Genomic DNA, 12,150 nt, shown 5'->3' with positions numbered 1-12,150 from the left:
AGGGTCGTCCGTGACCAGCACGCGGGGCACCGCGCCGGGTCAGCGCGCCGGGGTCAGCTCCGGGTCCTCGCGGAGCTTGCGGAGCGCCCGGGAGACGGCGCTCTTCACCGTGCCCACGGACACCCCGAGCACCTCGGCGGTCTGGACCTCGCTGAGGTCCTCGTAGTACCGCAGGACGACCATGGCCCGCTGCCGGTCCGGCAGTTTGAGCACGGCCCGCCACATCGCGTCGTGGAGCGACTGGTGTTCGGCCGGGTCGGGGGCCGGGGCGGTCGCCGGCTCGGGCAGATCGTCGCAGGCGTACTCGTCGACCTTGCGCTTGCGCCACTGCGAGGTACGCGTGTTCACCAGGGCGCGGCGGACGTATCCGTCCAGCGCCCCGTGGTCCTCGATCCGCTCCCAGGCCACATAGGTCTTGGCCAGCGCGGTCTGGAGCAGGTCCTCGGCGTCGCTCGGATTCGCGGTGAGCGAGCGCGCGGTGCGCAGCAGGACGGGCCCGCGCGCCCGGACGTACGAGGAGAACGACGAGTAGGGCGGGGTGTGTCCGGCGGCGGCAGCGGGGTGCCTGAGGGCGCCCGTGCAGACTGGCGTGGTCATCTCTCCAACCTAGGAGCGAAGGCCGGGCGACGGATCGGCCCCAGGTCCCGATGGCACGTCCGCCTCAGGGTGTAGGAGCCGGGAGGCGTCCACCTCCTGGGGGTGGAGGGCGCGAGAGGGGGAGTCGGGGTCGGGGCCTTCACCGTGACGCCAACCCGGGCCGGACGGCGGCGGGGAGGGGTACGGGTACCGGTACGTGGTCGGGGGCCGGGGCAGGGGCGGGAACGGCCCGCGCGAGGCACCGGAGTGCACCGCGCGGGCCGGCCGCGCACCGTACGGGTCCGGGGGTCGCTTCGGGGTACAGCGGGACGGCTCCCGGTTCCAGCCGGTCCTCCGCCGGTCCTCAGCCGATCCGCAGGCTCTCCGGCGGCCCGAGGTAGACCGGCCGCAGACCGCCGGTGTCGACCACCAGCTTCTGGAGCACCACCGTCGGGTCGATCATCCAGAACTTCAGCACGTGCTCCCCCGGCCGGGCGATGACGTGCTGGGTGGCGGTGCGGTTGACGTTGTCGGAGGTACCGCGCGCCCACTGCACGTTCATGGTGCCGTCGTCCTGGCCGGTGACCGCCGTGGCGTTCACCGTGCGCGGTACGTCGTCGTCGAAGGAGACCGCGTACTTCAGGCCGTCGCCGGCCAGCGCGTTGTTCCTCGGGGAGAGATACGCCCAGACCGTGACCGGTCCGGTGGTGAAGAGGCTCAGCGTGTACTCCAGCCGGGGGCCCCGGCCCGCCGACTGCCGGGCCGCCGTCACCGGGAAGGCTTCCATGCCGCCCGCGGTACGGCCCACGTCGGGCAGGTGGCGCCAGTTCACCGACCCGCTGCCGATCGCGCGACTGTAGTGCTCGGCCTCCATCGACACGTACCCGCCGGCCTCCACGAACCCCTTGGGGCCCGGCTTCGGCGGCCGGGGCCGGTCGACCACGGCGGTCACGACGACGCTCGCCCCGCCGGGGCCGCTCACCGTCACCGGCACCCGGCTGACGCCCTGCGGCGCGCGCTTCCAGTCGACCCGCAGGGTGACCCGGGTCTGGGTGGTGACCCGCCCGTGCGGCCGGTCCACCAGCAGCCAGGACTTCCCGGCGGTGATGCGGTAGTCGAAGGGCGCCTGCCCCCGGTTGAACACGTCGAGGTAGGGGTCGGGGCCGTTGGAGTACGGCGAGAACACCGGCAGTTCCGCCTCACCCGCCCCGCCGCCCGGCCACCAGTCCTCGCTCCCCTCGACGGCGACGCCCATCTCGGCCGCCCGGGGCAGCTCGATGCGCTTCACCGCCGGGTAGATCTCGTCGGCGAGCGCCACGTTGTTCAACTCGGGCTGCTGCCACGGCGCGTTGGGACCGTAGCGCGCGACGTCTCCGTACCCGATGTGCGGCTGGGTCTGGAAACCCTCCCACTTGCCGTCCGCCACCTGGGTGTTGAACCTCTTGGACAGGGCGAAGTCGTCCGCGAGACGGGCCTCGGCGGTCGCAGCCAGTTCGTTGGTCAGGGCCCGGCCCTGCTCCGCGTAGAAGAGGTTGGTGAACTGCGCCTCGCGCAGCTCGTAGACGTTCGCGGTGGCCTCGACCTCGTACCCGACGAGCTCGAACCAGGCGTCCTGCGAGGAGGCGGGCAGGCGCTCGCCCACCGCGCGCGCCTTCGCCGCGAGAGCCCGCCAGCGGTCGGTGACCCGCTCGAGTTCCCGGTGGTGCACCAGGCTGAAGGGGGTCGCCCGGTCGTCGTAGACGATCGCCGAGGAGTCGGTGGCCGGGTCCTTGGCGGGGTCGAGGGTGATGCGCCGGTTCAGCAGTTCCGGCTTGCGGATCTGCTGGAGGTGCGCGTACTCGGAGAGGACCTCCGCGATCCGCTCGGCCTGCTTCTCCCCGAAGTGGAGTCGCGCGTAACCGAGTTCCCACTCCGGGAGGCGGTCGAGGTCCCAGCGCGCCGGGCTCCAGGCGTACTCCATGAAGAACTGCGTGGCGAGCTCGTTGCCCTTGAGATCGCCGACGTTGGTGATCCACAGGTCGTGATTCCCGTACGTGTACGACTGGTTGAGCTGGTCCCACATGTTCGGCAGCGACGTGGTGTCCACCCACTTGTAGTTGCGGCCGACGCCCACGTAGTCGAAGTGGTAGTAGAGGCCGTAACCACCGGCGCGGGCGTCGGTGGCGAGCTGGGGCAGTCTGCGCACGTTGCCCCAGTTGTCGTCGGTGAGCACCACCGTCACGTCGTCCGGGACGCGCAGCCCCCGGTCCCAGTAGCGCTGCACCTCCTTGTAGAGGGTCCACACCTGCGGAACGGACGTCTCGTCGCCGGTGATGTCGGCGATGATGGCGCGCTGGCTCGCGATGATCTCGCCCATCAGCTCGATCGCGTCGCCGTCCGGGAGGCTGGTGTCACCGTTGCCGCGCATGCCGAGGGTGACCACGCCCTCGAAGTCCTGCTCCTTCATACGGCGGATTCCGTCGGCCCAATATGCCTTCAGCGCCTCGGAGTTGCGCCGGAAGGACCACTCCCCGGTACCGCCGTAGGGGTCGTGGCCGGGGGTGGTGATGTTGCCCGCGCTGTCGCGCACGGCGGCGACCGCGTGCCGGTTCCACTCCTCGATGCCGCGCATCATGGGGGCCTCGTGCGAGGTGCCCATGACGATTCCGTACGCCGTCGCGGTGGCGTGGTTCAGCGGGTCGTCCTCGGCGAAGGCACGGCCCCAGACGGCGGGCCAGAGGTAGTTGGCCTTGAGCCGGAGGAGCACCTCGAATATCCGGGCCCAGAAGTCGGCGTTGAACCCGCCCTCGAAGCCCGCCGCCTTGCCGGGGCCGAAGAACTTGGGGGCCCAGGTGCCGAGCGAGGGGTTCTCGTCGTTGACGAAGATGCCGCGGTACTTCACGGCGGGGGTGCCCTGGGTGTGGCGGCCGGGGCGGACGTGGATCTGGTCGCGGTGCTCCGGCACCACGTCGTCCCACCAGTACCAGGGGGAGACCCCGATGCCCCGGGAGACGTCGTACGCGCCGAAGATCGTGCCGCGCTGGTCGCTGCCGGCGATCACGAAGGCCCGGTCCACGCCGGGCATCGGCCGCTCGACGATCGTCTGGAGGGACGTCTCCCACGTGCCCGCGATGCCGCTCACGTCGAGCTTGCCCGCGTCCACCAGTGCGTCGATGAGCGGGCTGCGCCCGATGGTGCCGATGATCGCGATCTCGCGCTGCCCGGCGCCGGCCTTCCGCACCACGGCCGGTCGCACCCCGGTGACCCGCTCGATGTCGGACTGCAGATCGCCGACGGTCCGGATGACACCCGCGTGGTCCGCGCCGCTGACGACGAGCGGGACCGCGCGGCCCGACGCCACCAGGGTGAACCCGCCGGACACCGCGCCGAACGAGATGTACGCCCCGGAGTCGGTGGCCCGGCCCGCAGCGCCCCCCTGCGTCCCGCCGTCACCGCGCGTCCCGCCGACGCCCTGGGTCCCGAGGGGTGCGGCCACGGCGGGCGTCGCGCCGCCGAGGGAGAGGAGCGGGGAGGCGAGGGCGCTCAGACCGAGGCCGAGCGCGAGTACGGACCGCCGACTGGCAGGGGCCGAGGCGGCCGATTCCGGTGCGCCGGAGCGATCGGGGCCCTGAGAAGCGTCCTGGGACGGGCCCTGGGACCAGTCCTGACAGGAGCTCTGACGGGACCCCTCTACCTGGGATGCCGGTAGGCGCGGGCCCGGAACCTGTGATTCCACGAATGACCTCCGATAAAAGTTTCGAGAAAAGAGTCGCCACAACGGGCAGGGGGGAAAGTTCGCAGGTCACGGGTTGGAACAGCGGGAAGCGAGGCGCAGGATGCCAGGACTACACAGCTCACCGATCCCTCCCTTATCGAGCCAAGGCACTCGAACACGAGGAATCCCGACATCGGACCACGCGCGATCCTCGAACGGGACCGAAACATTTCGAGAATGTCCCCGCAATTTTCTGGAAACCTAAGGCCCGCCTTTTCCGGCGGTCAATCCCCTTGCACCAACCGATTGCCGCAAGGCCGGCCGGGAGGTGTCCGGCCACGGCCCGCCCGGAGCCCGGGGGCGGACGAGGGGGTGCCCAGGGTCACCCTCAATTCCGTTGCCTTATTCGAACTCACGTACGAACATGAGTGCATGGCCCCCACCGACCGGCAGATCGCCACCCTGGCCCTGGCCCACGCGCTGAACGCCGCGGAGCGGGGTCTCCCCGTCATCCCGCTCACCGCCGCCAGACTCCCCGCCCTGCGCTCGCCCCACCCGGGCCGACCTGCGCGTACCGCCTGCACCGGCCAGTGCGGGCTGCCCGGACACGGGGTGTACGACGCGACCACCGACCCTGCTGTCGTCCGCGCGCTTTTCGCGGCGGCGCCGGACGTGGCCGGGTACGGCATCGCCTGTGGGCGGGGGCCGCACCGGCTGATCGGCATCGATCTGGACGCGGACACCGCCGGACCGGCCACGGGGCAGGCCGCCGACGCTCTCGGGGCTACGGACGCACACGCGGACGGCGCGCTCCGCCAACTCGCCCTCCAGCACCTCTTCACGATCCCGCCGACCCTCACCGTTCTCACCCCGAGCGGCGGTCGGCACCTCTGGCTGACCGCGCCCGCGGAGGTCGTCGTGCCCAGCTCGGCGAGCCGCCTCGCGCCGGGCATCGACGTCCGGGGCACCGGTGGCTACCTCATCGGGCCGGGCTCCCTCACCCCGCACGGCACCTACCGCCTCGCCCCGGGCACCGCGCACCTCCCACCGGCGCCGTGCCCGCGCACCCTGCTGCGCCTGCTGACGCCCCCGGCCCGCCCGGCCCGCCGGACCGGAGGGGCCAATGGGGTGGGAGGGGCCAGTGGGGCTGCTCATACCCTCCGCGCCCCCGAGGACGGCGAGGGGCTGGTCCACTTCGTGCTCGCCGCCCGCGCCGGACAGCGCAACACCCGGCTGTTCTGGGCCGCCTGCCGCGCGTACGAGCACGGTTTCGGCGACGCGCTCGCCCCCGCCCTGACCGAGGCGGCCGTACGCGCCGGCCTCTCCCTCCACGAGGCCCGCGCCACCCTCGCCTCCGCCGCCCGGATGACGGCGGGCCGCTCCGAGGCGGCCTGAGGGTGCCCACAGCCACTTCGGCAGGACTCCGAGGCGGCGGCGAGGCCGAGGAGTAGGGTTCTCCCCGGTCTCCGCAGCCCGCAGGACCGGTGTGCGCGAACCCGTCACGCACACCCCGTCCCGGAGAGATCGGCCCGTTCATGCCCGCCGCAGCGCCCACCACCCGGGAGCACGGTGGCGACAGGCCGACGGCGGACCCGGCCCGGCGCCCGCTCCGCGCCCACCTCCGCGCCGGCGGCCCCGCGCTCCTCGCGGTCGCTCTCTTCCTCTGCGTACGGGTGTTCTCCCTCGCCGCCCTGGCCGTGCGCGCCGCCGCCACGGACAAGAGCCCGCGGGTGCTCCTGTCGGAACGCTGGGACTCCCTCTGGTACGCCCGGGTCGCCGAACACGGCTACGCCTTCACCGTCAATGCGCCGGACGGCCGCTCCCTGTCGAGCATGGCCTTCTTCCCCCTGCTCCCCTGGCTGGAGCGGGGCACCCGGACGGTGACGGGCCTGAGCCTGCCCGCCGCCGGGCTCCTGGTCGGCGCCCTCTCCTCGGCCCTCGCGGCCTGGGCCGTCTTCCTGGTGGTGCGCCACTCCTACGGTGACCGGGCCGGGGTCGTCTGCGTGGTGCTGTGGGCGGCCGTACCGGTCGGCATCGTCCAGTCGATGGCGTACAGCGAAGCCCTCTTCACCGCCCTCGCCGCCTGCGGGCTGCTGTGCGCACTCCGCGAGAGGTGGATGACCGCGGGCATCCTGGCGAGCCTCGCGGGACTGACCCGCCCGGTCGGACTCGCCGTCACGGCCGCCCTGTTCCTCGCGGTCTGGCTCCACCACCGCGCGGGGGCCGGCGGCTCCCGGGACCGGATACGGGCGGTGCTCGGCTGCCTGGTGGCACCGGTGGGCGCGGTCGCGTACATCCTCTGGGTGGGCGCCCGACGCGGCCGTCTGCTGGGCTACCTCGACGTACAGGACGAGTGGGGCAACGGCTTCGACGGCGGCTGGGCCTTCGCCCGCTTCCTGACCGGCGGCTCCGCCGCACTCGCCGTGCTCGCCCTCCTCGGCATGCTGCTCCTGGCGTACTGGCCCCACCACATCGGTGCCAAGCAGCACCAACCGCCGCCCCTGATCGCCTACTCGGCCCTCGTCACCCTGCTCGCGGTAGGCGCCTCGGGCTACTTCGGTTCCAAACCCCGCCTGCTCCTCCCGGCGTTCCCCCTGCTGATCCCTCTCGCGGTGCTCCTCGCCCGCCGCCGCCCCGCGCTCACCTGGAGCGCCCTCACCACCCTGACCGTCGCCTCCGCGGTGTACGGGGCGTACTGGCTCACGGGGTCGGGGCCGCCGTAGGGACGGGGCAGCAGCAGGGGCCGTAGGGGCGGAAGCCGTACGGGCGGAAGCCGTACGGGCGGAAGCCGTACGGGCGGAAGCCGTACGGGCGGGGGCCGTACGGGGGGCCGTACGGGGGGGCGTACGGGGGGGGCGTACGGGGGGGCGTACGGGGGGGGCCGTACGGGGGGCGTACCGGGGGGCCGGTCACGCCATGCTCAGAAAGCCCTCAAGAGTTCCCGCTTCGGCTTCCGCGGGCCCTCGGGTACTGCCAGGGTCATCCTCACGCGGCCCACCACCGCGCGTCGCGGCCACCGCCTTCGGGCCCTTGCCGTGGGGTTTTCGCCGTCGGGGTCTTCTCCCGCCGGCCAGTCGACGAGACCAGGAGACACCCATGCTGGGAGCACTGACCCCGGGCGAAGTGACCGTCATCGTCCTCACCCTCATCGTCCTCGCGGGCCTCGGAGTGGGCGGGCTGAGGTTGCTGGGGAGGCGCGGGCGGTAGCTGCCGCGATCGCGCGGGGACCGGAAGGGGGAGCCGTCCGGGCGGACGGGAGAGGCGGAGCCGACCGGATTTGAACCGGCGTCCTCACGGTTTTGGAGACCGCGCGCGACGACCTCTGCGCTACGGCTCCGCCCCCACCGGAATCCTAAGGGGCCTCCCGCAGTTCCTGGTGGTCCCGGCGCGTACGGCCGCGCACGGAAGGGGACTTGACCACTGACGCTGCGGTCCCACCGCCCACGCGGCCCTTCCTCGACGCCCCCACCGGGGCATGAGAACGACCCCTGACCGATGTCGCTGGTCAGGGGTCGTTCCTCTGCGGTGGGTGTGGGATTTGAACCCACGGTCACATCGCTGCGACGACGGTTTTCAAGAGGGTGCTGCGGGAAGCCTCTCGCACGCGCCTGACCTGCATACTCGACCCCACCACCAGCCGCCGTGGAGCCACGCGGTCCACGCCGGGTCCACTGCGACCGGCGCGGGCGCGATCGCACCGCCCCCCAGCAGTCCTACAGGTGAAGCTCAGAGATCCTGCTGAGCAAGAGGTTGGTCTGCTGCTCCATGAGGCCGGCGCGTTCTCGACTCAGCTCCTCAAACTGACCATGAGCCGCCGCATTCCGGAGTCCCCCAACTTGCTCAAGATCCTTCGCTTCCTGCTTGGTGATCAGCTCCTCCCGACGGAGAAGCTGCGAGTACGTGCTGAGCGAGGGGCGCTCGGGCAGTTCCAGCCCGCGGGCCTCAATCAGCGCCCGTAGTGCGCTCTCCAATGCTGCACCGCACAGCACGATGGCCGCAGCAGGATGGGTCTGCTTGTCACTCAGTAGCCGCCGTACCTGGCCCATCATGTCCGTGCTGATCAGGCCGACCTCCGACCAAGCGCGAGCACCCACGATTTCGCTGACGCCCGCTTCCACCTGGCGAACCCAGGTAAGCAGGACATCACCGACGGCGCGAGCTCCCGACTCAGTGGACTGGTTATCTCCCTTGCTTTGGTACACCTCAGCAGCACGGGAGGTCCAGAAGCTGTCCTCACCGGCGTACTGGCGCAGAAACTCCATGCCCGCGAACGCGTTCGCCATCAGGGCAGGAAGCTCCTGATGGTCCGATATCTGCCACCAGCCCCGACCGTCCTCGTTCCGACCGGGCTTCCACACCAGACCTTCTTGCAACGTCTGGGCCAGTGAGCGAGCGTACGAGAGGACCTGCTCCTGATTGGGCATATCAACACTCCGACTGCAGCGATGGAACTCTCGATCATCGCTGCCGAAGGTTACGTGCGCATACGGTTTAAGAGTTACAGGAGACTGTCGGTATGGCCAAGGAGTACCGAGTCGGGATCGTATGCACCGATAGGGGCCAGCACGCGCGAGTCCGTCTGACGATGGCTCGACGCGAAGCTGATGGCAGCCATGGGATGACCCATGCCTTCAGATACTTCGCGTCACCAATGCGGGACGCCGAGCCTGGGTCCATGATGGGTCGCAGTTCATACGTCTTCAGGTGCCCAGCATGCCCGCGCACGCCCCAGGTTGAAGCGACAAGGTGGTGGCACCTCGTAGACGAGATGCGAGCTGCGGGCTTCACCGAGTTGGACGTCTCGTTGCTACCATGATTCTGCTGCCGCATGGCTAGGGCAGTCCCTGGGCGAGGACGGGGTCACTTTCCAGTCACGTACGTGACGTTCGCTGCAAGCCCGCTCATCCGGTGGGTAGCTTCAAGCTGCCCATGGAGAGCACATGCAGGGCTTTCTCATCGACATCCTCGCCAATCTGGCGGCAAGCACTGTCACGACTATCGGTGTACTCGCCGGCCGAAGTGCATTCACACGGTGGCGTCGCCGCGGTCGTCAGGAAGGCAACAACAGCTAGCCCTGGCTTCGTAACTGGCTGACAACAGATTGGCCCCCGCTCATGGTCTTGGGCGAGGGCCAATCACCACCATCCGCGTCCCCTCAGGCTGGCCACCTATTCGTCACTATGACGTGAATTTGATTGAACCTGGCAGTCTGTGGCTGTAGCTCTGCGATGCTGGAGGCCGATCGAGAGGGGCCGCAGCGATGCAGTGGAAGATCCACGGGGAACGTCCGATCTACGAGAACAGCTGGGTGAACCTGTGGCTCACGGACGTCGAGACGCCGGACGGAAACCGCTGGGAGCACCACGTCGTAAAGCTCCGGCACTTGGCCGTGGCTGCCGTCGTCAACGAACGGCGCGAGGTGCTGATGATGTGGCGGCACCGCTTCATCACCAACGCCTGGGCGTGGGAACTGCCCATGGGCTTGGTCGAGGAAGGCGAGAGCCCGGCTGAAGCGGCAGCCCGTGAGGTGCTGGAGGAGACCGGCTGGCGGCCCGGCCCGATCAAGTCGCTGATCTATGCCGAGCCAGCCAACGGCATCACCGACTCCCAGCACCACGTCTTCCGGGCTGACGGAGCGACGTACGAGGGTCCGCCGACCGAGAAGAACGAGTCGGACCGGATCGAGTGGATCCCGCTGGCCGACGTGCGGGGCATGATCGACCGCCGCGAGATCGTCAGCAGCGGCTCCCTGGTCGGGCTGCTCTACGTGCTCATGGACGAGGCGATCCGCTGATCTGGCGGGGCAGCACTTCCCGGAGTCGGGCCTCGAACGCCACCGCAGCCGGTTCCCGACGGAAGGGCTCCAGCTGCTCGTAGAACTCCCGCAGGTGGCCGGCGACTCGTTGCGAGCTGACGGCCGCCGCCGGGGCCAGGGCATCCATGGCCGTGTGGCACGCCTCGTCGAGTTTGCCGCGCTGAAGCTGGGTGCGGGCGAGCCAGAAGGCGTGGAAGGCCCGGCCTCGGTGGTTCGATGCGTGCTCGCGGCGTAGCGCGTCCGCAATGAGGGGTTCGGCGAGGGCTGCTTCGCCCAGGCGGCCGTGCGCGATGCCGGTGTCCACGATCAGCTTCGGTTCGTCGAAGTAGGCGACCCAGGCCGGGTCCGGATCACCTGTGCTAATCCGTCCGAAGTGGGTGTGGGCTTCCGAGATCGCGGTGTGAGTCGCGCCGTGGTTGCCCAGGGTGGCGTGAGCGAAGGCTTCGCGCATCGCGAGCATGGCCAGCACGCGCGGTGTCGTCCCCGCGGCCGCTCGGGCCTGGTCCTGGGCGGCCGTGACGAGCGCGAGGGCGTCGCCGGGCTTGTCCTGGTAGGTGGCCTGGAGACTCATGCAGGCGAGGACGTTGGCCATGAACTGGCGGTCGTCGATGACCTTGGCCAAGCCGAGGGATTCGGTGAAGTATGCGCGTGCCTGGTTGTACTGACGGGCGTCGAAGTAGGTCCATCCGGTGAGCCGGGCCAGTTCGGCCGCGATGCTGTGCAGGCCGTCCCGCAGAGGAGCCGGTCGCTGCTCCTTGAGAAGATCGACGACGTAGCGGAGCTGGCCCACGACCGCTGGCCGTAAGGTCTCGCCACCGTGCTCGTCGTCCCGGCGCCAGTAGTCCGCGATCGACGAATGCAGCGCGTCCAGCGTCGAGGCGCTGAGATCCCGCTCGGCCGCCAGGGCGAGGATGCTGTCGACGTCCGCCCCCGGTAGTCCGGCGGCCAGTGGTTCGACGGCTGAGGGGGCCGGTACCTCGGCCGGTTCGCGGGGCGTGACTGTCAGGTTGGACGGCGTCTCCCAGGAACGTCGGGCAAGGCCGAGCATGTGTCCGGGGATGCGCAGTCCGTCCGAGATCCGTTCGATCACGTCCATGTGCAGCAGCTGCCGCCGTCCGGCGATCACCTCGCCCACGCGGCTCGGGGTCAGGTCGCAGCGACGCGCGACCATCGACGGATAGATGCCTGCTCGTGCCTTGACCAGCTGAAAGATGCGGCCAAAGTCTCTGGCCTGGCATGCCTCGATCATCACTGGGTCCGTGAGCAGGCTGACCGGGAGTTCCTTCGAGCGAGATGGCTCGGGCATCGGGCACGCTCCGGCATGAGGACTACGGATCGCTGCACTTGGTCAACCGAGGGTGATGTTACCCAAGTTGGGTAATCCGCTTGGCCTTTCTGGCCGGGCCCGTGGATCGCGATGCTCCTGACCATGGCGAACGGACAGGACGACGTACGGATGACGTTGCGGGTCTCCCGCGACTCCGGCCAGACGTGGGGACCTTGCACGGAGGTACGCGTGGGCGAGGACCCTGTGGTTCCGGAGAACCCAGGCCGCTACCCGCCGTGCGTCTGTCCCCGGTGCTCGCAGCAGGCCCGGAACAACGTCGCGTCCTTCCGGATGGTGTCGTGATGCGTTGCGCGCGCTGGCGCCGGGTGCCCCTCGACCTGGCACGAGAAGCCCGTGAGAAGTCGACCGCCCCGTACATCGACAGGGTGGTGCAGTGCCAGCTGTCCGCGCACGACGAAGGTGAGCACTTCGGTCTCCTCACCGACGTCGGCGCGTACGGGACCGCGCTGTGGCTCCGCTGGCACGGGGCGGACGAGGCGGAGCTCGTCGTGTTGCCGGACTGTCCGGTGGCCGCCCCGGGTCCTGACGGTGAGGGCTGCTGTCTGTTCGCCGACCATGCCAAGCAGCACACCTGGGAAGACGCCCTGGAGGAGGTCTCGTGCAGCAGCTGATCGCGAGCCCGCACAAGACCCGGCGCTCTCGCTCGCCTCGCAACGAACAGTGCGGGGACTGCGGTGGCAGCGGCGCCAACTCGTCCGGCAAGACCTGCGGCACCTG

General features: G+C 70.3%; 8 protein-coding genes and 2 tRNA genes. 4 read left to right on the top strand and 6 right to left on the bottom strand.

Features of this window, described 5'->3' with window-relative positions; all coding sequences use genetic code 11:
- Window positions 1-39: 39 nt before the first annotated feature.
- A complete protein-coding gene (locus ACFYPN_RS19925) occupies window positions 40-597 on the bottom strand; it encodes a SigE family RNA polymerase sigma factor (protein ID WP_358759646.1) in 558 nt (185 codons plus the stop codon).
- Window positions 598-940: 343 nt separating this feature from the next.
- On the bottom strand, window positions 941-4,102 hold the full coding sequence (locus tag ACFYPN_RS19920) for a glycosyl hydrolase 115 family protein (protein ID WP_389299873.1): 3,162 nt from the start codon (window positions 4,100-4,102) through the stop codon (window positions 941-943).
- Between the two features lie 600 nt (window positions 4,103-4,702).
- Between ACFYPN_RS19920 and ACFYPN_RS19915 the strand changes: the two genes are divergently transcribed.
- Both ACFYPN_RS19915 and ACFYPN_RS19910 read left to right on the top strand, forming a co-directional pair.
- On the top strand, window positions 4,703-5,665 hold the full coding sequence (locus tag ACFYPN_RS19915; RefSeq protein WP_389299726.1) for a bifunctional DNA primase/polymerase: 963 nt from the start codon (window positions 4,703-4,705) through the stop codon (window positions 5,663-5,665).
- 140 nt (window positions 5,666-5,805) lie between these two features.
- The gene (locus ACFYPN_RS19910; RefSeq protein WP_389299723.1) at window positions 5,806-6,993 is read left to right on the top strand and encodes a hypothetical protein; all 1,188 of its coding nucleotides are present in this window, start codon (window positions 5,806-5,808) and stop codon (window positions 6,991-6,993) included.
- Window positions 6,994-7,532: 539 nt separating this feature from the next.
- On the opposite strand, the gene ACFYPN_RS19905 is transcribed toward ACFYPN_RS19910, so the two are convergent.
- The 3 genes from ACFYPN_RS19905 to ACFYPN_RS19895 form a co-directional block, all read right to left on the bottom strand.
- Window positions 7,533-7,607 (bottom strand) — tRNA-Trp (locus ACFYPN_RS19905).
- A 186-nt stretch (window positions 7,608-7,793) separates the two neighbouring features.
- A tRNA-OTHER gene (locus ACFYPN_RS19900) sits at window positions 7,794-7,902 on the bottom strand.
- 81 nt (window positions 7,903-7,983) lie between these two features.
- Complete coding sequence (locus tag ACFYPN_RS19895) at window positions 7,984-8,694, bottom strand: DUF4145 domain-containing protein (protein WP_358759640.1); 711 nt, start codon at window positions 8,692-8,694, stop codon at window positions 7,984-7,986.
- Window positions 8,695-9,530: 836 nt separating this feature from the next.
- Between ACFYPN_RS19895 and ACFYPN_RS19890 the strand changes: the two genes are divergently transcribed.
- Window positions 9,531-10,064, top strand: coding sequence for an NUDIX hydrolase (locus ACFYPN_RS19890; protein WP_358759639.1), 534 nt, complete (start codon window positions 9,531-9,533; stop codon window positions 10,062-10,064).
- Here ACFYPN_RS19890 and ACFYPN_RS19885 read toward each other — a convergent pair.
- Window positions 10,042-11,391 (bottom strand): hypothetical protein, encoded by a 1,350-nt coding sequence (locus ACFYPN_RS19885; RefSeq protein WP_358759637.1) that lies wholly within the window; start codon window positions 11,389-11,391, stop codon window positions 10,042-10,044. The genes ACFYPN_RS19890 and ACFYPN_RS19885 overlap by 23 nt on opposite strands.
- A 323-nt stretch (window positions 11,392-11,714) precedes the next feature.
- On the opposite strand from ACFYPN_RS19885, the gene ACFYPN_RS19880 reads away from it, so the two are divergent.
- Window positions 11,715-12,044: a hypothetical protein gene (locus ACFYPN_RS19880; protein WP_358759635.1), complete on the top strand. Its 330-nt coding sequence runs from the start codon at window positions 11,715-11,717 to the stop codon at window positions 12,042-12,044.
- Window positions 12,045-12,150 lie beyond the last annotated feature (106 nt).

Source organism: Streptomyces sp. NPDC005576, from assembly GCF_042871745.1.
Lineage (GTDB): Bacteria > Actinomycetota > Actinomycetes > Streptomycetales > Streptomycetaceae > Streptomyces.
The sequence above is the reverse complement of the archived record's forward strand: the minus strand, read 5'-3'. Positions and strand labels throughout refer to the sequence as shown.